The following is a 25,706-nucleotide window of genomic DNA, read 5'->3' as shown; positions in this document are numbered from 1 at the left end:
AAGGCTCCGCCCAGCACCCAAAAGAAAATGATCAAAAAACCCAATAACAAAACAACCTATTCGTCACGCACTGGGAGTGCTCGGTGTGTGGAGGCTACGAAATTCCCCTCCCCTTTGCTTGCGTAAAAATTGAAGTTCTCAGCACCGATGGGGAGTTGTTTAGATGCATATACTCTGAAACAGGTAATATCAATCAACTTTGTCGCAATATGTATGCTATATTTAGGATTGCATGGTGTCGGTCGGGATTGATTCGCATCATTCAATGTCGCGAGCTCAGCCTGCGTCGGCATCCGCCAGTCTATATAGCCACCTCCGCGATAATTTTCGCAATAGCCCTTGGCATCACCCCAGTCAATGTCTATACCGTTATCCTTTGCTGCCCACATCAGGTTCGTGCTCGTGTCCAAAACCGTCCCGTTGTCATAGGCGATAAAACTGCCGTCCCTTCTGATTTCACGTGCTTGCTTCTTTGCCTTCTTTGCTGCTTCCATTGCCTTCTTTGCCGCCGCCTTTTCTGCCGCCTTGTCCTCCTCTGACTTATACTCCTGTAACGACCAGCCACGAGCGTTCATACATGCATTATACAAGGTCTCGTTGGTTTGTACCGTACTCGACGAAGCGGCGCTACGACCTTCACGAGAATACTCAGAAACTCTTTGCTGAGATTCTTGCATGCAGGCATAGTTATCTCTGTTATAATCTTGACCTGTTCCGTTTGGTTTGACCCATACATAATCCTTTTTCGGTGGATTCTCCACGCTCGCTATAATAGTCAATACTCCAAATAAACCTACAAGTCCCACAATCAGCATCCGAACATAAATCAGTAGACCTTTGTTGATCCTCATTATTCCATCCTCCTTTTGGAAGTAATCCATAGTACACAAAATGCGGCAACAGTACCCGCAAAAAACGAAAGCATATCCAATACATCAAATGTGCCGTTTAAAAAATAGTTTTTTGTATGATCCAAAATAGGTATATTGTCAAACCAAGATGGGATGAATAGCAGATAAGCTTCCTTGAAATGTTGCCCCAATTCAAAAAAACTTTCTAAAAGAAACCAACCCAGGCAAATAAAGAACTGGGTTTTTCTATTATCTAAAGATATCAATCCCGCTGTTATCAATATGAATGCGAATGGATGGATAAAATCAGGGAGATTGCCTCCGACAATTCTAACGACGTTTACGATATCGTCGGGTAACCGGAGATAAGAGAAATATTTCGGAACAAAATAAACGCGGCCAGGAGAACGGATTATGTAAACTGCAACTCCAAAAAACAATGCCGCCAAACCAATAAAAACTTGAATCTTTTTAATGTTCATTAGAGATTTAATGGTGTGCGCGATCATCTCAAAAAAACCAGACCCCTTCTAATATTGATTGATAAGGCATTGCTTTTTCGCGTTGGGAGTATATGAAGAAAGATCTTGCAAGTCAATTGAATTTTGGCCACAGATTGTTAGGTGTGTTGTCGATGTTTGGGCGTGAATTGTGTTTATTACGAATTGAAGAACTAAACCGCTGCGCGGTAGATTTGGAGCCTTGCATTAGTGACAAATAATGGTTTATAATAGCGTATGTTTTATTATTCTGAAATCACAGGATTTTTATGGGGCATACCCCGGTTGAAACCCCATAGCTATATTTTGTCCCTGCCGCAGCGGCTCCGTTCTTCATGCGTCAATCCAAAATTGTTTTCAATACGTTGAATATTTTCATATTCTTCCGTTGAACAACTTCGGATTGACACTTATTCGAAGTCCTGCATACTTGCCGAGGATGGATGGTTGTGTAGTACAGGAAGCTTTCAATAAAAGGCTCAATGTTCGATTTTTAAAACCACCCATCATGAAAATGCTGAAACACACCTTGTGTTCTTATGGATCAATTAATGTTATAAAATACCTTGGGACGCTGGGGTAAAATGGGAGGAGTGAATCTGTATTTCACCTAATGCCAAGAGATATTCCTGGCCGCAATCTTTACACATCACGCGGGCAAAGTCATTGTGGAGATCGCCGCAATCGAGATAGCGATAGATCACCTGCTCGACATAGGGTCGCCAGAACCCGTACTCCCGTGAGAAATGCTCGTCATAGATATGGGCAAAGGTTTCCAAATAGTCCTCTACACAGCGGTAATAATCGGAAGACTGTGGGTTTCGTGGTCGATAAACAGCGGCAGGGGCGGCCATGACTTATCTCCTTTGCGAAAATCAAACCGCCCTCAACTGTTAACCTTTGCATTTTTTGCTGCCATAAATCTACTGCCAATCAATACCTGCTTTTTTAAGATAGTATTTTGCTGTACCAAACCCTAATTTGGCGGAACTTTTCATATCTTCAATTGCCTGTTGCTCATTACGCAATTTATCTTGCTTTTTACTCAACTGTTCATATGCGAGCGCTCGATTGAAGTATGCAGCACCAAAATTAGGTTTTAACTCAATAGCTCTGTCGAAATTTTCGATTGCTAAAATGCTGTCACCCAAAGTGCGATATGATATTCCGCGACTATTATATGAGAGAACATCTGCTGGGTTTATCTCAATAGCCTTATTGTAATCCTCAATTGCCTTTTGGTAATTGTGTACCAGAGAATACATTAAACCACGGTCTCTATATGCTTGATCATAATCCGGTTTTTTTCGTATTGCTTCACTGAATTGGACTATAGCTTCGGCATATTTTTTAGCAGAAAAGAGACTTTTCCCATTATTATAATAATCACTGGCAGTTAATGCATCATTATTGGGAATACTATTCTTAGTTGTTTCAGTCGATTGATCTGCCGCTGACTGCCAATTCGTGATACCACGCTTTTTAAGATATTGTATTGGTGGACCAGAGCCTAATGCTGCACTTCTTTTCATGTCTTCAATGGCCTTTTGTTCATTGCCAATTTTATCATATGTAAGCCCGCGGTTATAGTATGCAGCACCAAAATTAGGCTTCAGCTTAATAGCCTTGTCGAAATCTTCAATTGCTTTATGGTTGTCACCCAAAGAACGATATGATCTTCCGCGCATATTGTATGAGCTAGCATCTGCTGGGTTTATCTCAATAGCCTTGTTATAATTTTCAATTGCCTGCCGGTGGTTATTAACCAAAGAATACATTAAACCACGATCTCTATATGCTTGATCATAATCAGGTTTTAGTCGTATTGCTTCGCCAAATTTTGCTATAGCTCCGTTGTATTTTTTTGCAGTGTATAGACTATATCCTTTGGCATATAAATCACTAGCAGTTAATCCATCAATCGCCTTGTTATAATCTTTTATTTTAGTAGATTCAGTACGTTGATCTGTTTTGATACTATGTACAGATTCCAGTTCCTTTTTTAGCAATTTAATTTCTTCTGCATATTTATTTGCTAACTTTCGTGTTTCATTTAAGTCATTTACCTTGTCATTGTCTTTTCGCAATTTATCTACTGATAAAGCAACTTCATTTGGGTCAGCGGTAATCTTTGCTTTAAGGAAATAGCTATCTCCATCCCACTTTTCTCTAACTATCTCGGCACTGACAATGCCTGCGGTTAAAACTGTAATCTGGTCTTGCGTCAACTGAAAATTCTTGACTTCTGTTTTACTCTCCAGGTAAGTGCCAAGCTCTTCAAGTAATAACCGCTTTACTTGTTCCATTGCGTTGGCCCGGCAGCTTACCTTGCTATCAATTTCGCTCGCTTGGTAGGTGTATTCCTTGACAAAGGTAACCATACTTGCATTTGCTGTGCTGATAAACAAAAAAAACAAAAACATACAATTGACGAAAGACCTGTATCCGATTCTCATAATGGTGGTCTCCTTTTAATTTGTTTCAGCAACGGTTCATGGCAGAGGGAGCGGCCAAGTCCGCTACCTCCAATTGTTCGGCATATCAATCTATGGAAAAACAACTGCCGCGCTTTGATTTATGATATTGTCCATAAATAAAACGCGACTCTTAATGTTCCAGATTTTTTCGTTATGCTTAGAGTTAATCATAGATGCATTTACCACTGTTCTTATTCACTCCAATTCTTCTCAAAATCGTAATAGGATGGTGCTAAGAAAGTCCCCTGTCCTCCGACATACATAGAAATACCAAGCTGATTAGTAGTATAACCATCAGGTACTTTAGATTTGGGGTTGGGCTTAATTTTTGTCGTTAGAGTATTTATTCCCGCTGATATTCTGTTTGGCTTATAACCAAAAAATCTAGAGGATTTTCTGTCAATTGCCGGTACTACTTTTATAAAGACGTTATCACCATGATCACCTGAATAGTTGTATGTAACCTCAATAACAAGTTCGTTAGATGTTTGCGAAACTACTTTAAAACCTAATATTTTGTTGTCATCAGCAAATGCACTACCAGTAAAAAGAACAATAAAACTAAACAACATAACAACATACTTGAATAATCTAACTTTTCTATCTTTGTAAACTTCTTCCATAATATCCTCCTATGTATTTATGAGTGGTCGGATTTGTTTAGACAGGGAATAGGGATTGTTAAGGGAATAGGGATTGTTAAAGGGTAAACTGCTCTGGCCTTCTGATCATGCAGCAGCCTGTTTCCGCGGTAGCGCTTCGTAGTAAACCATGTCTGGAGTTTTCCTTTCAAAATTTTGATGCCACCTTTTTTCGTTGTAGAAGTTGAAGGAGTCTGCAAATCCTTTCTTCAACATTGGATAAGATATTGCTTTCGGGGGGTTGAAGTATAAGGGTGCCGATTTTGCTTGTCAAGGGATATTTTGCATCCGAATTGCCTCACATTTAATGGTTACCCAAGGAGGTGAATAAAAAGGATCGTTGACTCATAATTCGATGTTACCGAATATCGAATTCGGTGAAATCGGGGGACATTGAAATCGGGGGACATAACACCGATTAAAAGTCAATGATGATTTATCCCGGAGGTTGGAGTTTTTCTTCAACCGCCTTTTTTTTGAAGGCCCGTGAGAGCGGACGAGCAGGTATTTATCGCCCGAGCATGCGGCTGCCCCATATTCTACATTTGTGGGATTGATTGACTAATAGTGATATCGGCAACCGATGACGATGATAGTGTCTTTTTCTATCTTGTAGACTAGGCGATGCTCGTCGTTAATTCGTCGGGACCAGCATCCTGACAGATCAAATCTCAGTTTTTCGGGTTTGCCTATTCCTTCTTCAGGATTCCTCAGCATATCTTTTAATAACATGCGGATACGTTTTACAATTTGTTTATCGTAATCCAGGAACCACTCAAAATCCCTCCAGGCCTCGTCCGTAAACTGAATGGTCATAGATCCTCAACGGGAAAGGCGACCAGCTTTCCTTCCTGAATATTCCTCAATGATTTTTCCAGATGGGCACGGTTGGCAGGTGAACGCAAGAGATACGCGGTCTCCTCCATATTCTGATAGTCTTCCAGGGAAATGAGCACGGCTTGCTCATCGCTTTCGTTATTTACGATAATGGTCGGCTCGGCGTTTTTACATACCTCCCTGATAAGGGCTCGCAGGTTTTTCTTGGCGTTGTTGTATGTTATTGCTTTCATGATGCCTTTATAACATCTATCCGGTCTTTCGGTCAAGCCATCTTTTTTTGGCAAATCGCTGTGCTCTGTTCTTCTCCGCAGTGATCTCGATATAGTGGCGTACATCTTCTCTGTCTCTTAGAAGAAATCGGGGGACATAATAATTAGACTATATAGGGGAAAGCCACTGATTATTTATGGATTTAACGGGCGAGATGGCGCAGACTCTGGAGGGTACAGATTCAGGAATACCTGCCCGCCGCAATCCTTCCCCATGCCTCACGTAAAAGACTGTCTGTAATTTCCGGAAGGCGCCAGAAAAATATTCTTGCTTAAAATTTATAAATGAGATACAATTCACGAAAATGAGATACAAGAGGTGATTTCTATGCCCATCAGTCTCCGGATACCGTCCGACAAGGAAGAGATAATAAAAAAACAGGCTTCTCTGGCAGGCAAAACAAAAACAAAGTTCATCCTGGAGGCCATTGATGATAAATTGGGCATTTCAGGGGATCGCGAACAATTCATTCGTCGTTTCGCAGGCTGGCTAACCTCTGACGAAGCCGATGAACTACGGCGTTCTCTGGATGTCTTCGAGAAGGTCAACGAGGAAGACTGGAAATGAAGCTTGTTCTCGATACGAACATCTACACGGATTATGCCGAGGGCTTACCGGATGTTGTGGAAATATTGGCGATGCACGGCACACAGATATTTATCCCCTCCATTGTACTGGGAGAGCTGCATTATGGATTCATGAAAGGGAGAAATAGGCAGCTCAACGAGGCGAAATTAAATCAATTCATTACCCATTTGAAAGTAAAAATTATTGATGTCGATGACGAGGTTGCCAGGAAATACGCCACTATCATGGTGTCCCTTTCAAAAAAGGGAACAAAAATTCCCATCAACGATGTGTGGATTGCCGCATGCTGCATGAATGCCGGCGGTACGCTCTTTACACGGGATAGGCATTTTGACGCCATTGACCAACTGGACAAGATAGTCCCCTGATACAACGAGTGGTTTTTTAAATTCCGACAGAGAGGTGTTAATGCAGTACTTTTTGCAGGAATTGGCCCGTAAAAGATTCTTCTGCGCGAGCAACCTCTTCAGGGGTGCCGGATGCGACGATTCGGCCTCCGCCAGGCCCCCCTTCAGGGCCGAGGTCAATGATATGGTCGGCACATTTAATGACATCCAGGTTGTGTTCTATAACCACTACGGTGTTACCCATATCGACCAATCTCAAAAGAACATCCAGCAATTTCTGAATATCCGCCGAGTGGAGACCTATGGTAGGCTCATCAAGGATATAGAGGGTGTTGCTGTTGCTTCGCTTTCCCAGTTCTCTTGATAATTTTATCCGCTGGGCCTCACCTCCGGACAGGGTTGTTGCCGACTGCCCTAACCTGATATAACCCAGACCGACATCGAACAGAAGCTGAAGTTTGGATCGTATGGCGGGAATATTATCGAAGAAATACAATGCCTGGCTAACAGACATATCGAGGACACCCGCTATGTTTTTATCCTTGTATTTGATTTCAAGAGTATCCAGATTAAATCTCTTCCCGCGACAGACGTCACACGTCACGTAGACATCGGGCAGAAAGTGCATTTCTATTTTGATTAAGCCGTTTCCCTCACATGCCTCACATCGACCCCCCTTGACATTAAAACTGAAACGGCCGGGCTTATAGCCCCTGATCCTCGATTCGGGAAGGCCGGTGAAGAGATCCCGAATATGGGAAAAGACACCGGTGTACGTTACCGGATTTGAACGGGGTGTGCGTCCTATAGGCTGTTGATTCATCATGATGACCCTTTCGATGCCTCCCATGTCTACAATCCGCCGTATCTTTCCCATCCCGCCCTTATAGTGGTTGAATCTCCGGGCAAGGGCTTTGTAAAGGGTTTCAATGATCATGGTGCTTTTCCCGGAACCGGACACCCCCGTTACCGCGGTAAGAAGTCCTATGGGAATTTTGATGTTTACATTTTTGAGATTATGTTCGCTGGCCCCTTCCAGGAGAATAAACCTCTCTGGTGATGATCTCCGCTTTTCAGGAACGGGAATGGACATTTTCCCCGAGAGATACATTCCTGTCAGTGATGTATCGCTTTTACAGATTTCTTCCGGTGTTCCCTGAAAGACAACTTCACCACCATCGAATCCCGCGCCGGGTCCTATGTCGATAATATAATCGGAAGACATCATCATGGCTGCGTCATGTTCCACAACCAAGACCGTATTCCCCATATCCCGCAGGCGTTTGAGAGTGGAAATGAGTCTGCCGTTATCCCTCTGGTGGAGACCTATTGTCGGTTCATCGAGAACATAAAGAACACCGACGAGCCCTGATCCGATCTGGGTCGCCAGTCTGATGCGCTGACCCTCGCCGCCCGAAAGGCTGCCCGATGAACGATCCAAGCTGAGGTAATCTATGCCTACATCCACGAGGAATTTCAGTCTCTCTCTGATTTCTTTGAGGATTCTTTCTGAAACGAGGACTTCCTGGCGTGACAGAGGTAATGATTCAAAAAATTGTAGGCACTCTTTGATCGACAGCCTGCATAACTCATAGATGTTCTTATCCCCAACGGTGACAGACAGGCTTTCTTTCTTTAAACGTGAACCATGACAGGCAGGACACTCCTGTAAGTTAATATACCGTGCCAGGTCCATTCTTACAGAATTTGAGTTCGTTTCCCGGTAACGCCGGTCAAGCTGGTTAAGGAGCCCCTCAAAAGGCTTGCTGTAGAAAAAACGTCTGCCGCCTCTGTCAAGATAGAACTTGATCATTTCGTTTCCCGAACCATAGAGAAGAACTGTCTGGATCTCTTTCGGCAATTGATTGAAGGGGCAGTTGACATCAAAATGATAATGCTGGGACAGAGCATCCAGCATCTGGAAATGATACGTGGAACTCCGGCCTGCCCATGGGGCGATAGCCCCCTCCCGGATCGAAAGTTCCCGATCGGGAACGACCAGATTTTCGTCGAAGTACATTCTGGTTCCAAGACCGTCACAATCAGGACAGGCGCCGTAAGGGCTGTTAAAGGAAAAATTCCGGGGAGCCAGTTCCGACATGCTGACGCCACAGTCAGGGCAGGCATACTTCTCACTGAAAAGAACTTCTTCTCCCCCTGCAACATCAATACGAACCAGTCCATCGGAAAGGTGTGCGGCAATCTCTAGGGAATCCCTGAGGCGCCTTCTGATCCCTTCCTTTATAAACAACCGGTCAACAACGACATCGATGCTGTGGCGCTTATTTTTGTCCAAATTTATATCATCGCCTATTTCACGGAGTTCTCCATCGATGCGAACCCGGACAAAACCATCCTTTTGCAGTTTCTTCAGTTCTTTTTGAAATTCTCCCTTTTTACCTCTGGCGATGGGGGAGAGGATGCTGATTCTGGTCTTTTCAGGAAAGGCAAGGATGTTGTCAACCATTATGTCGATAGTCTGGGATTTAATCACTCTTCCGCACTGCTGGCAGTGGGGAATTCCAGTTCTTGCGTAAAGAAGGCGCAGGTAGTCGTAGATCTCGGTTACTGTTCCCACGGTAGAACGGGGATTGTGGCTTGCCGTCCTCTGTTCAATGGCAATCGCGGGCGACAGGCCCTCGATGAATTCAACGTCCGGCTTGTCCATCTGACCGATAAATTGCCTGGCATAGGTGGACAGGGACTCCACGTAACGTCTCTGACCCTCGGCATAGATGGTATCAAAGGCGAGGGAGGACTTACCCGATCCGCTGACTCCGGTTATAATAACCAGTTTATCTCGAGGGATATCAATGTTGATATGTTTAAGGTTATGCTGGGAGGCGCCCTTTATTTTTATATAATTCATAATGCCAGGGGTCGGGGATAATAGAGGGGACAGGGATCAGGGGTCAGGAAATACGTCATTTCTAATCCCTGTTCCCTGAGCCCTGATCCCTGCTTTTTAAAGTTTTATCTCGATGAGAGACTTGCTTCTCAACTCTTTAATCCATTCGTCGTACTTCTTATCCATCTTATCTTCCTCAATTTTCGCTTTAATTTCTTCGCGGACGGATTCTATGGGTTTAATGCCTGCGCCTCTTTTATCGAGGGCTTTGATTATATGGAAACCTACAGGTGATTCAACGACCTTGCTGATTCCATCTTTTTTTAAGATAAAGGCAACACTTTCTACAGCGGGAAGCATTAATCCCTTCTCAATAAAACCGATATCACCACCGGTTGCAGCAGCAGGTCCCTGGGAATACTGTGCGGCAAGGAGATCAAATGACTCTCCATTTTGCAGGCGTTTATGTATTGTATCCATTTCCGCTTTGAGTTTTGCCTTAATGTGCGCATCTAAGTTCCTGGGAAACAGAATGAGGATCTGCTTGATCCTGACGGCCTCTTTTCCCTCATAGATTTCCCGGTGTTTGAGGTAATAGTCGCCTATTTCTTCTTCGCTTACGGTAATCTTGGACTTTAGTTCGCGCCTGAGGAGTCGCATTCTCAGGAGGTGCCCCTGGACTTCCTTCTTGTACGCCTCAAGAGTAGTGTTCTCTCCGGCAAGTTCAGAGATCAGGCCGTCCATCTTCATTTTTCTCCGGGCAAGCATTTCATTGATTGATTCCATGACTTCATTGTCTTGGATTACCATCCCGGATTTTTTCGCTTGCTGATCAATCAGGATATTATCGATCAATTTATTCAACATTGTCATTCTGTTTTCGGCTATTACCTTCTGCTTGTCATCGGCCTTGTATGATTCCTCAATCCTTTTCAGGTAGGGTTCAAAGGCGCTCTTTAATTCCGAAAGCGTTATAACCTCGCCATTTACCGTTGCTACGATTCTGTCCATAATTTCGGCATACGCCGAAACGGATAAGAATATCCCCGCTACGATGATGTATGTACATATCTTTAATAGTTTCACATGACCCCTCGTTATTCTGTTCCATGATTGAGCGGAACCGTTTCTTTTTTCAGCAGTTCCTGGTCAATTTTTATTACTGCCTTCGATTTCAAGGACTCAAGCCACAGCACATATGCCTGTTCTTCTTTCTGTTTCCTGAAATCGGTCAGGACTCTTTCTTTAACATCCGCCCACTTTTTCTTGGTCCCTTTGTCAATTTCGATGATCTTTACAATGTGATATCCGTATTGGCTTTTTATAACCGAACTGATTTCGCCGGACCGCTGAGAAAAGATAACAGCATCAATTTCTTCCGGCATGACGCCGGGACCGACAAAACCAAGATCGCCGCCTTTTGCCCCCTCCGGGCCGATAGATTCAAGCGCAGCAACCATATCAAAATTCTCGCCTCTCTTCAACCTATTCAGGATCATTTCCGCTCTCTCCCGCTTGTGGACTACGATCTGGGCCACATGCACCCTTTTCTCCGGGGCGTATATCCCCCTGTGGGTTCTATGGAATTGCCTTGCCTCATTTTCTTTTACGGTAACATTGGCATTCACATCGGATACAATCAGTTTTTCCAGAATCATCCGCTTTCTCAGCTCCTCCTTCCAGATGCCATAGTTAACCCTTTGTGCCGCGAGAACCCTTTCAAAGCCGTCATCCAATAAATAACTTTCCTTGATCTCCTCAATTTTCTTCATCAATTCTGCATCGCTGACGGAGATGGAAAGCTCTCCGGCGCGCAGGAGCATAACCTTTTCATTGATCAGGGCATTTAAAACTTCTTCCTTCAGGCGGTCATAGTCTGCCGGAGTTAACGGTGATTTGTCCATTGATACATTCATCTCTCTCGTGAATCTCTCATTGAATTCACTGATCGAGATTTTCACGCCATCAACAGTCGCCACCGGTCTTGTTGGGGCATTCTCCTGACAGCCGCATACGGTGAAGATATAAAGAGCGCAGAGAAGCTTGAAAAGGATTTTGTTAAATTTGGATCTTTGCAAAAGTACCCTTTTCGTCATTCCCGCGAAAGCGGGAATCCATACACGGTTCTCGCGTAAGCGGGAAACCGCAAAACGAATACTGGATTCCCGTTTGCACGGGAATGACATTTGAGCTCTGGTTAAGGCAGTTTTCCACATAGAATTCATCAATTGCTTAGTTTCTGTAAAAGCTCCTTTGCCTGTCTTGTAATCTCATTTTCCCGGAGGTCGGGCATGAAGATAGTGAGCTTGAAATCCGGTGTAAGCTTCACTCCCTTCACTTTTTTCCGGGATAGCTCGACGATCGTTGACGGATTGACGGGGCTGTTCCGGTGAAAGTCGATGAACAAGTTTTTTCCGTCGTACCCCATCTTTTTCCCTCGTATGACTTTCAGAAGGTTCCTGATGCTGATCACCTCAAAGAGGTTTTCCATCTCGAAGGGGACAAATCCGTAGCAGTCGATAATTTCCTCTCTGATCTTTGACAGTTCTTCATCGGTAGCAGCGATGGATAATCTTTTATACGTTACGAGCCTGCGGTGTACATCAGGCATGTAATCCTCGGGAATGAACGCCGGCAAGCCCAAATGGATTTCCGGTTTTGCCTCATCCTCGGGCATTTTTTCTCCCCTGATTTCTCTGATGGTCCTTTCCATTAGTTCAGTATACAACTCGTATCCTACTGCGGCAATCTGTCCTGACTGGGATGTCCCCAGAATGTTTCCCGCCCCTCGTATTTCCAGATCGTTGGAGGCGATTCTGAATCCCGAACCGGGTTCGGAAAAATCCATTATGACACGAAGCCGCCTTTGAGTATCCTTCGATAACATTGATCCTTTGGGGACCAGGAGGATGGCATTAGCCTCTTCTTTAGACCTGCCGACCCTCCCTCTGATTTGATACAGTTGAGCGAGCCCGAACCGGTCGGCCCGGTTGATGATTATGGTATTGGCTGTTGGAATATCTACACCGGATGCGATTATTGACGTACTAACAAGAACATTGTAATCCCCCCGGATAAATTTTGCCATCGTATTTTCAATATCATTGCCCTTCATACGACCATGAACAATACCAATTTTTGCCTCCGGGACGAGTTTTTCAACCAGCCGCGCCATGGTGTATATGGATTGCACCCGGTCGTGCAGAAAAAAAACCTGGCCTTGCCTGCTGAGTTCCTGCCGAATCGAATCTCTGATTATGTCTTCATTAAATTCAAACACGCAGGTTTTGATAGGAAGCCTGTCCTCCGGGGGGGTATTGATGATCGATAAATCACGGATGCCGACGAGCGACAGATGCAACGTTCTCGGTATGGGTGTTGCCGTCAGGGTGAGGACGTCGACAAGGGTTCTGAGCTTTTTTAGTTTCTCCTTATGGGCGACTCCAAAACGCTGTTCCTCATCGATAATGACAAGCCCCAGGTCTTTGAACTTGATATCACTTTGCAATAGCCGGTGGGTCCCGATCACAATATCCACAGTCCCCCCGTTTATTCCTTCCACAATTTTCTGCTGCTCTGCCCTTGTCTTCAACCGGTTCAGGACTTCAACGCAGACAGGATAGTTGTTTAATCTCCGGGAAAATGTTTGATAGTGCTGTTCCGCTAATATCGTTGTGGGGACAAGAATGCCCACCTGTTTTCCGTCCATTGCCGCCCTGAAAGACGCCCTCAGAGCAACTTCGGTTTTACCGAACCCCGCGTCGCCGCAAACCAGCCTGTCCATAGGCTTGTCATTGCCCATGTCAAGAAGAACATCCTCGATGGATCTGGACTGATCGGGTGTTTCCTCATATTCAAAGGTGGAACAAAATTCATCGTAAGCCCTGTCGGGTTGGGAAAATGAATATCCATCCATCACCTCCCTGGCGGCATAAATAGAAACCAGTTCCTCGGCAACTTCACGGACGGACTTTTTTACCTTCTCTTTTAAGGCTTCCCACGAAGAACCGCCCAGTTTTTCAATCCTCGGCGCGAAGCCCTCCGGGCCGATATACCTCTGGATCTGGTCGAGGCGATCTATCGGTATATAAAGTTTGTCGCCCTCCAGATATTCAAGAAGGAGAAAATCGGTTTCGATTTCACCGATGGAAAGTTTTTTAAGCCCCCGGTACACTCCGATGCCGTGGTCGGTGTGGACCGCATAATCTCCCTCATTTAAATCACCGAACGACTTCAGAAAGAACCCTTCCCTACCGGGTCTTGGTCGCCTTCGGGAGACCTTCCTGCCGAAGACTTCCTCTTCTGTGATTACAATCAGTTTCAAATCAGGCAGCCGGAATCCTCCCGTAATTTTGCCTTCTCTGATAACAAGCCGCCCCTTATCACTATACTGATCGACATCAACTGCGAAAGGAACATTTGACCTGGCGGCAGGGATGTTATATTGTTCCAAGAGGTGGCCTAAACGCTCTACCTCTTCCTGTCCTGTTCCTAAAAATGTTACCAGATTCCCTTCATGAAGCCACAACTTGATTTTCTCTGCGAGGGGTTTCAGGAATCCATCTCCCTCGCCCAATTTCTGCGGTGTTATCGTTGGCTTTACATCCGTGTTCATTTGAGCGTTCACATGAAAAACAGCAGCATTATTGTCGTCATGCCCTTCAGTTCCGATAGGTAAGCCTTCGAGATAAACTTTTCGGAAATCATTACATTTTTGAAGAAGGAGTTCTCTTGCTGAATAACAGGAATCCTTTTCCAAATAAAACTTCTCTTCATTGCGGGCCTTCAGTAAAAATCGATCTGTCTCGTTTTCAATATTCTCCCGAGCCCTTTCGATAGCCGGAAAATCGTCAAAAATGAGGATGCAGTCTTCAGGCATGTAATCAAAGAACGTTCCGAGAACAGGCTGAAAATCTTCTTTTCCTGCCTCTGCCGGAGATCCAGAGGAAATATCTCTGCTTGCCCTCTCGAACGATTCGTAAAACAGCGGCAGGAACAGGGGATTTATCGAAGAAATAAGATCATTTTCGATCACTTCGGTAAGGCGGGTCCTGGTTATCCGGGGCAGTTCCAGTTCGAGGGCGCGATACTTTATATTTACTATGGCCTGTTTTCTCCTGTCTTCAGACAGGATTACATCCCTTGTCGGGGCCAGCGTGAAATCGATCAACTCCCCTGTGGATCTCTGGGACGCGGGGTCAAATTCCCTGATTGATTCCAGTTCGTCCCCGATGAATTCCATTCTGACAGGCCGCAAAGCGGTTGGAGGATATATGTCTATTATATGTCCCCTCAAGCTGAATTGACCCTTTTCATCTACAAGTATTACCCTGTGGTAGCCGCCTGCCGATAATTTCAGAACCAGACCATCCCTGTCTACGGTATCCCCGATGGAAATGACCTCTAAATAATCTTCGAGGACTTCCCTCGGTATGACCTTTTGCATCAGGGCCTTCATGGGAACAATTACTACAGGAAGTTTTTCAATAAGTAAGCGGCTGAGGACCTCTATCCGTGAAAGTTCCACATCCCTTTGAAAGGCTAATATATCCGTCGCAGAGAAATCCCATTGCGGGTACAGGGCAACCTTATTTTCTTCACCAAGAAAAAAAGAAATATCCTGATAGAGATCCTTTGCTTCCTTCTCCGTCGGTGTGATTACGATCAATGTCCTGTTTGTGCGTCGGGAAATTAATGAAAGGAGGAAGGATTTTGCTGAACCGTGAAGACCGCCGACATGTAATTTTTTTTCTCCCCGATTGATCCTGTCGAACAAAGTGATAAAGGGATGACGTTCAATTTTCTCGACAATTTTTCTCACGGACACTGTGCACACATATTCAAGCTCCCTTTCCGCGGAGCGGGGCTTTCCGGCAAGGAAGAAATTGTTTTACATTGCGCCCCTCCAGCCCGCCTATAAGTCGGAGCCTGCGTGATTCGCCTTCGGTCATGCAATAGCAAGCATCCTGTCGAGGGTTTTTTTTGCCGGGATTCTTATCTCTTCAGGCACCTTTATCACGTGTTTCATTTCGAGCAATGCATTCAATATATCTTCGAGGGTAGTACATTTCATAGTCTGACAGATCAAATTATCCGATGCAGGAATAAAAGTCTTATCAGGATTCTGCTTTTTCAACTGATGCATAATTCCCATTTCTGTACCGACAATTATCTCCTTCGCCTCGCATTCTCCGGCATATTTTAGAATCTTTCCCGTACTTCCTACAAAATCGGCCATTGCTAAAACCTCGGCCGTACATTCAGGATGGGCTGCGAAAAGCGCCCCGGGAAATTTCGCTTTCACCTGTCTTACAGAATCCGCCGTAAGAAAGTGATGAACCGGACAGTAGCCGTTCCATGGAATTATTTCCTTATCGGTAAAATGCGCCGTGTAGCGGGCCAGGTTTCCATCGGGCGCCATCATAACCTTCTTACTGCTGAGGGAGTTCACCACGTTTATCGCGTTGGAAGAAGTGCAGCAGATGTCACTGAGGGCTTTGATTTCAGCGGATGAATTGATGTAGGTCACAACCGGTGCATCCGGATGGTCTTTTTTTGCCCTTGACAGGAGACCCGCGTCAATCATGTCTGCGAGGGCACAACCGGCCTCCCGTCTCGGCAGAAGGACAGTCTTGTCCGGGCATAGTATGGAGGCGCTCTCCGCCATGAAATGAACACCCGCGAACACGATAATATCGGCATCTGTTTTGGCGGCCCCCATGCTCAGGGCAAGAGAATCACCAAGAATATCAGCAATATCCTGAATCTCACCCCTCTGATAATAGTGTACCAGAAGGACTGCATTTCTTTCTGCAAGGAGCCGTCTGATCTTTTTCTGCAATGACTCAAAATCCATTAATGTCGACCTCTTTTAAAATCCTCAGTAGCTTAATAAGAACACCTATAATATATACATTTTTTATTCAAGGGTAAATATGCTTACCTTATCCATTGACAAGGGATGGCATTTGGGATAGCTAACCTGACAAACTATTACGGTGTCTCAGAAAATGATCAGTGTTGAAGAAGCGTTATGCCGGATTCTCGAAGTAATTGTTCCCCTGGGGAGAGAGAAGGTCAACATCCTTGATTCCCTTGGGAGAGTTATTGGTGAGGATATCTATGCACGTCGAAACATTCCGCCAAAAGATAACTCCGCAATGGATGGATACGCCCTCCGCTGGGAGGACACCCGTGGGGCTTCAAAAGAAAAGCCCGTTATTCTCAATGTCGTCGAAGACATACCTGCCGGTGCTATTCCCCGAAAGAGTGTTGCTGCCGGCGAGGCATCCAGAATTATGACCGGCGCTCCCTTACCGGCGGGAGCCAATGCAGTGGTGAGAGTAGAGGACACACAGAAGGACGGGCAGAGAGTTACAATATTTGAGGAGGCTGAAAAGGGACAGGATATCAGGTGCGCGGGAGAAGACGTCAGAGAGGGGCATCTCGTCATTTCTCAGGGGGATGTCATCAGACCGGCAGAGGTCGGTATGCTTGCCGCCCTGGGACGTTCCTTTCTCTATGTATACCAGAGACCGTTGGTTGCTGTTATTGCAACCGGTGATGAACTTGTTGATATCGATACGGTACCTTCGCCGTGGCAGATTGTCAGCAGTAACAGCTATTCAACTGCCGCGCAGATTATTGAATGCGGCGGCGCTCCACTGCAAATCGGAATAGCAAAAGATACAAGGGATGATCTCATCGGAAAATTCAGGGAAGCAATGCGGGCTGATATAATTATTTCCTCGGGTGGTGTTTCTGTGGGAGATTATGATCTCGTAAAGGATATCATGAAGGAAGTAGGAAATCAGATGCAATTCTGGCAGGTTGCCATGAGGCCCGGAAAACCCCTTGCCTTCGGCTCCATGGGTGGCATTCCGATATTTGGTCTTCCCGGAAATCCCGTATCCTCTATGGTTTCCTTTGAACAGTTTGTGCGGCCGTCCATACTCAAAATGACGGGCCACAAGAATCTGTTCAGAAGGACTATTAAAGCAACTCTCGAAGAAGACATCACAAAAAAGAAAGGGACGAAACATTTCATCAGGGCCCGGGTTGAATACAGAGAGGGAGAATTTGCCGTGACAACGACAGGAGAACAGGGGTCCGGCATACTGAAGTCAATGGTCAGGGCAAATGGACTGATCGTTCTGCATGAAAATGCAACCTCGGTCAAAAAAGGTGATAAGGTAACGGTGCAGTTGATAGACCGAACCTTCGAACAGACAGCAAAACCTGAATATCTTTAAATACGCGGAAGTGCCAAGGTCACTGGTGGGCCTCCTGGACTTCAAATCCAGTGCGGGGCGCTAAAACCGTCTCGGGTGGGTTCGATTCCCATGCACTTCCGCCAATTTATCTCATTAGTTCAATAACTTATAGTTTCAAGACCGATCCGATGCCGATCCGATAAATGGGTTGGTACATCTGATATAATATTTTAAAAATTTAATATTTTGAACTGTTAGAAAAGTCAAAACAGGTTATCTCTTTCTTCCTTGTTATCCACAAACCGTCAACTTTGATAAAGATACATGCTTTCAATCCGTTATCATTAATGTTACTTTTTTGAAGATTATGATATGAAGGACAGAACTTTGGATCTTTTTTTGTGAGGGGCTTGGTCTGCGTGATAAAGGAAAATTCTGTGGACGGCTTCCTTAACTCACAGAGAAATATGTATGATGTCACCGGAATTCCAGAAACTTGAAACTTCATGAGGTGAAGAAATGGAAAAGACTTCTGATGAGAACAGCTGGGAAATAACAGCTAATCGATACGTTGCTTATTTTGACATTATGGGGTTTAAAGACATGGTAGCAAGATTTTCCCATAATGAAATATATGAAATGATGAAAAAAATTGACAAAGGAATAAAACTTACCACCGGAATAAATTGGGCTAAAAACCCCATAAATCTTATAAAAACTACTACCTATTCTGATAGCATCATTATTTATTCGAAAGATGATAGCTATGATTCACTGGATTCAATAATCAGTACAGTTTCTGCATTGACCAATGAGTTACTTAGCAATGCCATTCCACATAAGGGAGCCATAGCATTCGGGACGATGACAATAGATACTGTTAATTCAATTTTTTTTGGTCGGCCTTTAATTGATGCATATCTCTTGCAAGAAGAATTATATTTTTATGGAATTGTCGCGCATGCAACAATTGAACAGGAAATAGAGAAAAAAAAGGACAGACCAGTATCGTTTGTTATGAAATATTTATGCCATTTTAAGAATGGCAATGCCTTGCATTTAACAATTTCTCCAATGTTTATATTTCCGGCCGTGCCTGAAAATCAAAAAATGACTGATAAACTATTTGCATCATTTGATAAATTAAGGTTTAAAACATCAGGTCACCTTCGAAAATATATAGATAATACCGAATTTTATCTTAATACAGTTAATAAAGAATATATAGCTCAGAGTATGGTAACCCCTGAAATTGGACAATGATCGAATATTTAATAACGAATCGTTCGACCCGTCGTAGCAGGTCAACTCTTTGTTAAAGGACAGTCAATGGGACTCAATGGGGGTCGGACAAAGATAAGTAGTAGGTATCATAAAGAATATGATTAAAAAACGACCCATATTTAGCCTTAAACTGCCCATTTTGGCCACAAAAATACGCTTTCCCAAGATACGATTGCTTGCAGAAAAAAAAATAAGTCACCTAACTCATAAATCCACCGGCCGGAATTCCCCACACGCTTCGTGAGGAATTCCAGCATAGTTACAATTTGATATCTCAATGATGATTTCGGAAATCATATAATTGAAAAATCAAATAATTTGTTTGACAGTGTAAGAGGATTATGTCAAAGTAGCCTCAAAGGTAGCTACATAGAGGTGATAAAATGAAATTTGCAAATGTCAGGGAACTCAAAAATAAGACATCTGAAATCCTCAGACAGGCTGAAAAGGAAGCGGTGATAATTACATCCAGAGGCAAGCCAAGGGCTGTTCTTACCGCAGTTTCGGAAGACGATTTCGAAGACTACCTCCTTGAACGTACTCCCGACCTAATTGATATTCTTGCTGAAGCAAGGGAAGAATATCGCGCCAGGGGCGGTATAACGATGGAGGAATATCTGTCAAAGAGGCAAAAGGAGAGTGGATAGATTCGAGATAATCCTCTCAACAAAAGCATCGAAAGACCTCGATAAGCTGAACGATGTCCTCTGTAGCCGAATCATTAAATCCATAAAGGTGCTCGGTGAAAATCCATTCCCCCGGGGAAAACTAATCAGAAAGATCAGAGCGACGCATTCTGATTATTATCGGTTACGGGTGGACAAGTATAGGATTTTTTACATGATCGAGAGTAATAACGTCATCATCCTCAGGATATTGAGCAAAAAGGACGCTGAGCGAATCATCCGGGGACTTTACTGACGAATTTCCTTCTTAAACACACAGAACCGGGACGTTGTTATTTACGTTGGATTTAGATTGACAAATGTAGAATTCGGAGAATGGCTGTACTAATAAATGTGTCCCACAGTCATCATGTTCAAAATCAAAAAAAATCCCCCGGCAGCTTCTGCAACCGGGGGATTCGTTTTTGATATTAGCAACCTAACTGCTTATAAAAGTCATTTCCCTTGTCATCCACCAGGATAAACGCCGGGAAGTCAACGACCTCAATCTTCCAGACCGCCTCCATACCGAGTTCGGGAAAGTCAATACATTCGACCTTCTTGATGTTTTCCTCAGCCAGAAGTGCGGCCGGGCCGCCGATGGAACCGAGGTAGAAGCCGCCGTGCTTCTTGCACGCGTCCGTCACCTGCTGGCTCCGGTTTCCTTTAGCGATCATGACGAGTGCAGCGCCCTTGGACTGGAGCAGATCGACGTATGAATCCATTCGGCCGGCAGTGGTCGGGCCGAAAGATCCGGAGGGCTTATCCTTCGGCTGCTTGGCCGGGCCGGCATAGTAGATCGGGTGTTTGAGAAGATATTCGGGGACAGGTTTACCTGCGTCGATGATCTCCTTGAACTTGGCGTGGGCAATGTCCCGGCCGACGACGATCGTGCCGGTGAGCATGAGCATTGTAGAGACAGGGTACTTTGTCAATTCAGCCAGGATCTCCTTCATCGGCTTGTTGAGATCGATCTTCACGCCCTGATCATGCTTGCGGCGGTATGCATCGGGGATGAGACGGCCTGGGTTGGTGTCCATTTCCTCGATCCAGATGCCGTCCTTGTTGATCTTTGCCTTGATGTTGCGGTCGGCGGAGCAGGAAACCCCCATCCCGACCGGGCAGGAGGCGCCATGGCGCGGCAGACGAACCACGCGCACATCGTGGGCGAGGTACTTGCCGCCGAACTGGGCGCCGATTCCGAGCTTTTGCGCTGCTTCGATAAGTTTCTTCTCAAGTTCCACGTCACGGAAGGCCTGGCCTTGCTCGTTCCCTTTGGTGGGGAGGGTGTCGAGGTACTTGGCCGAGGCGAGCTTTACGGTCTTCAGGCATCCCTCAGCGCTGGTGCCGCCAATCACAAAGGCTATGTGGTACGGCGGGCAGGCGGCGGTGCCCAGAGACTTCATCTTGTCGACGAGGAAGTTGAAGAGACTGGTTGGGTTCAGGAGCGCCTTGGTCTCCTGGTAGAGATAGCTCTTATTGGCGGAGCCGCCCCCCTTGGCGACGAAGAGGAACTTGTACTCCATTCCCTCGGTGGCGTAGAGGTCGATCTGGGCCGGCATGTTGGTACCGGTGTTGGTCTCCTTGTACATGTCCAGCGCCACGGTCTGAGAATAGCGGAGGTTCTCTTCGGTGTAGGTTTTGTAGACCCCCTTGGAGAGGTACTCTTCATCCTTCGCGCCTGTCCATACCTGCTGCCCCTTTTTGCCTACGATGGTAGCGGTGCCGGTGTCCTGGCAGAGGGGAAGCACGAATTTGGCGGCAACTTCCGCGTTGCGCAGCATGGCGATGGCAACCCCTTTTTCGTTCATGGAGGCCTCCGGGTCGGTGAGGATCTTGGCGACCATCTCATTATGTTCGGGGCGCAAGAGGAACGAAACATCGCGCATCGCCTGGTTGGCGATGAAGGTTAGTGCTGATGGGTCGATCTTCAAAACTTCCTTCCCTTCGAAAGTAGCGACCGATACGCCGTCCTTGCCGAGGAGGCGGTACTTGGTGCTGTCGGGTCCGAGTGGAAACGGATCCTGATACTTGAATTCCGGTGTAGCCATAATATTATTCTCCTTTCATTGCCGGCTTCGGTAAAAGTCCATCTGCGGCGTTGCGCTGTAAGCCGTAACACTTAGTGTTCTGTTCTGTATTCCTCGCGTACCGGCCCTGGCGCGCCTGTCATGTGGAATCTTTCCCTGTTCCGGTTTTATGTGGGGGGACTGTAAGCAAAAAGTACGTTTTGTGTCAAGAAATATTTGACAATTAATTGATTTTCTTTGAAATAATGGAAATCAATGAGTCTATAAGATATATCGATTTCCTTAGCGATTTATACAGGGAGCAGCTTATCCCGGACAATCCCTCCGGCATTGAGGCTTTGAGTAAGCGGGAATGCGCACAAGCCCCCCGGACTTACCGCAATTCTTTCATCATTGAGGAAATTCGCGATAATATTAGGATCAACGGTCTCTCCTTCTGAAGCCGAGCTTTTTTATGAGGAAAGAGTATATAAAAACTTGACAGTAGGGCAGAATATCGTTATAAAATAGATAAAAAGGGCGGCCGAGGTAATAGTCATAAACTTCATATGGACATCCCAGGAAATAACTTAGGAGGTGAGACAAATGACTGTTAAGATTATGATCAAGAGAAAAGTATCCGCGGACAAAGGAGTAAAATTAAAAGATCTAATCATGCAGCTCAGGGCACTTTGTTTAAAACAACCCGGTTATGTATCAGGGGAGTCGTTAAAGAGTGCAGTGAGGCCGGATGAGTATCTGGTTATCAGTACATGGGAAAGCGATAATGCCTGGAAAGCCTGGCTCGGAAGTAAAGAGAGGGCTACGATTCAGGATCAGATTGACACGTTGCTGGGCGCAAAAACGGAATACGAAGTTTATGAATACCGTCCGTAACGGTGGAATGTAAGGGAAATCTCATTTGCTTCCTTTGAGACCTTTAAGTAGTTGATTATCAACCATTACTTAAAGGTCTCATTTGTATACGACCACTTGAACCACGGTGCACGTCCTTTATATTTTAGATATCGATTTTTATTCCTCAAAAGTTTTAACACCACATACCCCTTCCGGAGTTTCTCCTCTATTCCTTTAGATAGATAGTGGACACCAATTATTTAATCGCATCCGAACCATCACAAATTCTCCATTATTAAGGTTACTGGGAAAATTTACAGAAAGGATACAGAAAAAAGTTGACAGAAACATTTTTGGGTGATATGTACCGCGACTGTTCAAGTAGTCCGCAAAACTTTCATCAAACTCTTCATAAACTTAAGAAGAAAGGCAGTAGAAATTTTCGTAGTGGTCAGATGTTTCCCAAGAGAATGTAAGTCTCGTGCAGGTGTTTAGAGTACCCGTGCAGGGATTTTGTTTCTCTATGGTTTCAGGCCGCTCATCAAGTATTATTATTTAGAAATTTCAAGAAGTTAATTATTATAAACTAAAAGGAATGGAGGTTCATAATGAAGATTCACGAATATCAGGCTAAAAGTCTCTTGCGGGCATACAATGTACCCGTACCCAATGGTGATGTCGCTGACACACCTGAGAAGGCTCGAGAAATTGCCAAATCCCTGAACAAGGTGTCTATTGTAAAGGCACAGATTCATGCCGGCGGAAGAGGAAAGGGCGGTGGAGTGAAAATAGCGAAAACTCCTGATGAAGCCTATAACAATGCAAAGGCAATCCTCGGTATGCAGCTGATTACTCACCAGACCGGCCCGGAAGGGATAAAGGTGCAGAAAGTCCTGGTTGAAGAAACATCGAATATCAATAAAGAGCTTTATCTTGGCATGGTAGTGGATCGTGCGCGTGATAAGGAATGTGTCGTTTTCATGGCTTCGGAAGCCGGCGGTATGGATATTGAGGAGGTAGCTAAAAACACTCCTGAAAAAATCATCAAATGCGCCGTTCCCCCCGCAGTTGGATTCAGCCCATTTGAAGCAAGAAAACTGGCCTATGGATTGGGATTGGGTGATAAGGCGCTGAGCGCTCAATTCGCGAATATCGCAAAGGGATTGTATCAGCTCTTTATAGATAAGGATGCTTCTCTCGTAGAGATCAACCCCCTGGTGCTCACGACAGAGGGGAATCTTATTGCCGTCGATGCCAAAATAAACTTTGATGATGACGGACTGTTCCGCAATCCGGACATCAAGGCGCTGAGAGACGAAAATGAAGAAGATCCCCTGGAAGTTATTGCTAAAAATGCAGGCGTAAATTATATCAAGCTTGATGGCAATATAGCGTGTATGGTTAACGGTGCAGGCCTTGCCATGACGACGATGGATCTCATCAAAATGGCGGGCGGCGAACCGGCCAACTTCCTCGATGTCGGTGGAGGAGCCAATCCTGATCAGATTGAGAAAGCCTTTAAGATTCTCACCTCTGATCCTAATGTTAAAGCCATTTTGGTCAATATCTTCGGTGGTATTCTCCGGTGTGACCGCGTGGCGAACGGCATTGTCCAGGCAGCCAAGAACATCGATATGAAACTGCCCATGGTGATCAGACTCCAGGGAACCAATGTTGAAGAAGGCAAGAAAATCCTTAAGGAATCTGGTTTGAAATTCACCGTGGCCGACGGTCTCTATGAAGCGGCTGAAAAGGTTGTTGCATTAATTAAATAACTATTGAATATAAATTATAAAGAAAGGGTGAGTTGAACATGGCAATACTTTTAGATAAAAACTCTCGTGTAGTCGTACAGGGGATTACCGGTTCCGAAGGGACCTTTCATACCCTCGAATCGGTGAAATTCGGAACAAAAGTCGTCGCCGGGGTCACCCCGGGGAAAGGCGGCCAGGAAGTTAGTGGAATTCCCGTTTATAACCGGGTGGCCGATGCGGTAGAAAAACAGGGCGCCAATGTTGCCGCCTTGTACACTCCCGCCGCTTTTTCTGCTGATGCGATTATTGAATCGATCGAAGCAGGGATCGGTCTGGTTGTGTGCATGACGGAAGGTATTCCCGTAACGGATATGATTAAGGTCAAGCAGGTACTGAAGGCATCTAAAGCCCGGATGATCGGTTGCAACTGCCCGGGAATCACGACCCCCGGTGTAGGCAAGATCGGGTTTATGCCGAGCTTCATCCATAAGAAGGGTAATGTCGGCGTGATCTCAAGAAGTGGCACCCTGACCTATGAAGCGATCTGGCAGCTGACGAATCTGGGGATAGGCCAGACCACATCTATCGGTATTGGCGGTGATCCCATTCCCGGTTCAGGTTTTGTTGATCTGCTGGCACTGTACGAGAAAGATCCGGATACAGTCGCTCTCGTCATGATCGGCGAGATCGGTGGCACCGCCGAGGAAGAGGCCGCTGAATTTATCAAATCCAATCTTACCAAGCCGGTCGTATCTTTCATCGCCGGGAGAACCGCCCCTCCGGGGAGAAGAATGGGCCATGCCGGCGCCATCATCTCCGGTGGAAAAGGCACAGCAGACGAAAAATTCAAGGCGCTGGAAGCAGCGGGTGTCATCGTCGAGAAGAACCCGGCTGAAATCGGCAAAAGGATACAGGAAATTCTTGCTAAAAAAAGTAAGGGAAAAAAGTAGGCCGGTAGTTATCGCTTGATAACGGGCATGCATGCAAAGTTATATGCGGATATGAAGTAAATTTTTGGACCTTCAGGAAAACTATAACGTATAATCTTAAGGATATAAGGAGGTCATGATGAAGATTATAAGAGTAGACCATATCGGTGTTGCAGTAAACAGTATTGACGCGGCCCTCAAGTTTTTCTCGGATACATTGGGGTTGAAAGTGGAAGGCAGTGAAACCGTTGCCGAACAGAAGGTAACGACGACTTTTATGCCTGTGGGTGATACGGAGATAGAGCTTTTACAGTCCACCGCCCCGGATGGTCCTATCGCCGGCTTTATTGAAAAGAAGGGAGAGGGTGTCCAGCATGTCGCTTTTGTCGTAGACAACATTGAAGCAGCGTTGAAAGAGCTGGAGGCCAAAGGGGTTCGTCTGATTGACAAGGTGCCCCGTATGGGAGCGGGCGGTAAAAAGATCGCCTTCCTCCATCCGAAGGATACGAATGGTGTTTTAGTGGAACTCTGTCAGAAAATATAACAACTATAAAAAAGAGGAGAGAAGTAATGAGTGAAAAACCTCCAAAAATTCAGGAATTAGAAAGACGTGAAGCCATTGCCATGGCCCA

23 protein-coding genes and 1 tRNA gene are annotated in these 25,706 nt (G+C 45.3%); 11 read left to right on the top strand and 13 right to left on the bottom strand.

Going from position 1 to position 25,706, the window contains the following annotated elements:
• Nucleotides 1-56: 56 nt before the first annotated feature.
• From NTW12_08195 to NTW12_08165, 7 genes are all read right to left on the bottom strand, one after another.
• The gene (locus tag NTW12_08195; protein MCX5846322.1) at nt 57-851 is read right to left on the bottom strand and encodes a DUF1566 domain-containing protein; all 795 of its coding nucleotides are present in this window, start codon (nt 849-851) and stop codon (nt 57-59) included.
• Nucleotides 851-1,360, bottom strand: coding sequence for a hypothetical protein (locus NTW12_08190; protein ID MCX5846321.1), 510 nt, complete (start codon nt 1,358-1,360; stop codon nt 851-853). The genes NTW12_08195 and NTW12_08190 overlap by 1 nt, the downstream gene beginning before the upstream one ends.
• A gap of 545 nt (nt 1,361-1,905) precedes the next feature.
• Nucleotides 1,906-2,205 carry a hypothetical protein gene (locus NTW12_08185; protein MCX5846320.1) on the bottom strand — a complete coding sequence of 100 codons (300 nt, stop codon included), beginning with the start codon at nt 2,203-2,205 and terminating at the stop codon, nt 1,906-1,908.
• A gap of 69 nt (nt 2,206-2,274) precedes the next feature.
• A complete protein-coding gene (locus NTW12_08180; protein MCX5846319.1) occupies nt 2,275-3,807 on the bottom strand; it encodes a tetratricopeptide repeat protein in 1,533 nt (510 codons plus the stop codon).
• A gap of 212 nt (nt 3,808-4,019) precedes the next feature.
• Nucleotides 4,020-4,451, bottom strand: coding sequence for a hypothetical protein (locus NTW12_08175; protein ID MCX5846318.1), 432 nt, complete (start codon nt 4,449-4,451; stop codon nt 4,020-4,022).
• A 579-nt stretch (nt 4,452-5,030) separates the two neighbouring features.
• Nucleotides 5,031-5,285, bottom strand: a complete 255-nt coding sequence (locus NTW12_08170) for a Txe/YoeB family addiction module toxin (GenBank protein MCX5846317.1) — start codon at nt 5,283-5,285, stop codon at nt 5,031-5,033.
• Nucleotides 5,282-5,644: a type II toxin-antitoxin system prevent-host-death family antitoxin gene (locus NTW12_08165; GenBank protein ID MCX5846316.1), complete on the bottom strand. Its 363-nt coding sequence runs from the start codon at nt 5,642-5,644 to the stop codon at nt 5,282-5,284. The genes NTW12_08170 and NTW12_08165 overlap by 4 nt, the downstream gene beginning before the upstream one ends.
• Nucleotides 5,645-5,906: 262 nt before the next feature.
• Between NTW12_08165 and NTW12_08160 the strand changes: the two genes are divergently transcribed.
• Together NTW12_08160 and NTW12_08155 are read left to right on the top strand one after the other, a co-directional pair.
• Nucleotides 5,907-6,146: a DUF1778 domain-containing protein gene (locus tag NTW12_08160; protein MCX5846315.1), complete on the top strand. Its 240-nt coding sequence runs from the start codon at nt 5,907-5,909 to the stop codon at nt 6,144-6,146.
• Nucleotides 6,143-6,535: a type II toxin-antitoxin system VapC family toxin gene (locus NTW12_08155; GenBank protein ID MCX5846314.1), complete on the top strand. Its 393-nt coding sequence runs from the start codon at nt 6,143-6,145 to the stop codon at nt 6,533-6,535. Before NTW12_08160 ends, NTW12_08155 begins: the two co-directional genes overlap by 4 nt.
• Before the next feature lie 37 nt (nt 6,536-6,572).
• On the opposite strand, the gene uvrA is transcribed toward NTW12_08155, so the two are convergent.
• From uvrA to nadA, 5 genes are all read right to left on the bottom strand, one after another.
• The gene (gene uvrA / locus NTW12_08150) at nt 6,573-9,383 is read right to left on the bottom strand and encodes an excinuclease ABC subunit UvrA (GenBank protein MCX5846313.1); all 2,811 of its coding nucleotides are present in this window, start codon (nt 9,381-9,383) and stop codon (nt 6,573-6,575) included.
• Between the two features lie 96 nt (nt 9,384-9,479).
• On the bottom strand, nt 9,480-10,448 hold the full coding sequence (locus tag NTW12_08145) for a peptidylprolyl isomerase (protein ID MCX5846312.1): 969 nt from the start codon (nt 10,446-10,448) through the stop codon (nt 9,480-9,482).
• Between the two features lie 11 nt (nt 10,449-10,459).
• A complete protein-coding gene (locus tag NTW12_08140) occupies nt 10,460-11,440 on the bottom strand; it encodes a SurA N-terminal domain-containing protein (GenBank protein MCX5846311.1) in 981 nt (326 codons plus the stop codon).
• Nucleotides 11,441-11,586: 146 nt separating this feature from the next.
• The gene (gene mfd, locus NTW12_08135; GenBank protein ID MCX5846310.1) at nt 11,587-15,198 is read right to left on the bottom strand and encodes a transcription-repair coupling factor; all 3,612 of its coding nucleotides are present in this window, start codon (nt 15,196-15,198) and stop codon (nt 11,587-11,589) included.
• A 111-nt stretch (nt 15,199-15,309) separates the two neighbouring features.
• On the bottom strand, nt 15,310-16,218 hold the full coding sequence (gene nadA, locus NTW12_08130; GenBank protein ID MCX5846309.1) for a quinolinate synthase NadA: 909 nt from the start codon (nt 16,216-16,218) through the stop codon (nt 15,310-15,312).
• Nucleotides 16,219-16,372: 154 nt separating this feature from the next.
• Between nadA and NTW12_08125 the strand changes: the two genes are divergently transcribed.
• The 5 genes from NTW12_08125 to NTW12_08105 all read left to right on the top strand — a co-directional run bounded on the left by NTW12_08125 (nt 16,373) and on the right by NTW12_08105 (nt 19,780).
• Nucleotides 16,373-17,614: a molybdopterin molybdotransferase MoeA gene (locus NTW12_08125; protein MCX5846308.1), complete on the top strand. Its 1,242-nt coding sequence runs from the start codon at nt 16,373-16,375 to the stop codon at nt 17,612-17,614.
• Between the two features lie 6 nt (nt 17,615-17,620).
• Nucleotides 17,621-17,718, top strand: a tRNA-Sec gene (locus NTW12_08120).
• Between the two features lie 376 nt (nt 17,719-18,094).
• Nucleotides 18,095-18,838 (top strand): hypothetical protein, encoded by a 744-nt coding sequence (locus tag NTW12_08115; GenBank protein MCX5846307.1) that lies wholly within the window; start codon nt 18,095-18,097, stop codon nt 18,836-18,838.
• 404 nt (nt 18,839-19,242) lie between these two features.
• Entirely contained in the window at nt 19,243-19,506 is a 264-nt protein-coding gene (locus tag NTW12_08110) for a type II toxin-antitoxin system Phd/YefM family antitoxin (GenBank protein ID MCX5846306.1), read from the top strand.
• Nucleotides 19,499-19,780: a type II toxin-antitoxin system RelE/ParE family toxin gene (locus NTW12_08105; GenBank protein ID MCX5846305.1), complete on the top strand. Its 282-nt coding sequence runs from the start codon at nt 19,499-19,501 to the stop codon at nt 19,778-19,780. Before NTW12_08110 ends, NTW12_08105 begins: the two co-directional genes overlap by 8 nt.
• 175 nt (nt 19,781-19,955) lie before the next feature.
• Here NTW12_08105 and NTW12_08100 read toward each other — a convergent pair whose 3' ends face one another.
• A complete protein-coding gene (locus NTW12_08100; protein MCX5846304.1) occupies nt 19,956-21,575 on the bottom strand; it encodes a fumarate hydratase in 1,620 nt (539 codons plus the stop codon).
• A 564-nt stretch (nt 21,576-22,139) separates the two neighbouring features.
• On the opposite strand from NTW12_08100, the gene NTW12_08095 reads away from it, so the two are divergent.
• From NTW12_08095 to mce, 4 genes are all read left to right on the top strand, one after another.
• Nucleotides 22,140-22,430, top strand: coding sequence for an antibiotic biosynthesis monooxygenase (locus tag NTW12_08095; protein ID MCX5846303.1), 291 nt, complete (start codon nt 22,140-22,142; stop codon nt 22,428-22,430).
• A gap of 569 nt (nt 22,431-22,999) precedes the next feature.
• Nucleotides 23,000-24,166, top strand: coding sequence for an ADP-forming succinate--CoA ligase subunit beta (sucC, locus tag NTW12_08090; GenBank protein MCX5846302.1), 1,167 nt, complete (start codon nt 23,000-23,002; stop codon nt 24,164-24,166).
• A 38-nt stretch (nt 24,167-24,204) separates the two neighbouring features.
• Nucleotides 24,205-25,095 carry a succinate--CoA ligase subunit alpha gene (sucD, locus tag NTW12_08085; GenBank protein MCX5846301.1) on the top strand — a complete coding sequence of 297 codons (891 nt, stop codon included), beginning with the start codon at nt 24,205-24,207 and terminating at the stop codon, nt 25,093-25,095.
• Nucleotides 25,096-25,213: 118 nt separating this feature from the next.
• A complete protein-coding gene (mce, locus tag NTW12_08080; GenBank protein MCX5846300.1) occupies nt 25,214-25,618 on the top strand; it encodes a methylmalonyl-CoA epimerase in 405 nt (134 codons plus the stop codon).
• Nucleotides 25,619-25,706 lie beyond the last annotated feature (88 nt).

This window comes from Deltaproteobacteria bacterium (assembly GCA_026388545.1).
GTDB lineage: Bacteria > Desulfobacterota > Syntrophia > Syntrophales > UBA2185 > JAPLJS01.
The sequence above is the reverse complement of the archived record's forward strand: the minus strand, read 5'-3'. Positions and strand labels throughout refer to the sequence as shown.